Annotated in this window: 1 protein-coding gene; it reads left to right on the forward strand. The window is 72.3% G+C overall.

Annotated features, from left to right (window positions below; translation table 11 throughout):
- Positions 1–227, forward strand: a 227-nt coding sequence (locus tag ACZ3HG_RS23670) for a hypothetical protein (protein ID WP_465334811.1), incomplete at its 5' end; no start/stop codon positions are given.
- Positions 228–274 lie beyond the last annotated feature (47 nt).

The raw sequence follows: 274 nt of genomic DNA on the forward strand, positions 1-274 counted from the left end.
GCATGGTGCGGGCCCTGGTGGGAGCGTGCGTGGCGGTCGGGGAGGGCCGGCTGGAGGCCGACCGCGTCCTCGCGATCCGGGATGCCGCTGAGCGCACGCCGGACACGAAAGTCCTGGCTGCACGTGGTCTCGTTCTCGCCGAGGTCGGATATCCCGCGGACGACCTGTTGGCCGCGCGCGCGGAACAGACCCGCAACCGCCGCGACGCGGACGAGATCGGTTCCTGAGCGTTCCGCAACCCTCAGGCCCCGCAAGGGTGCACCGCCCTAGGCTG

It is taken from the genome of Erwinia sp. PME.40.26/001 (assembly GCF_055556675.1).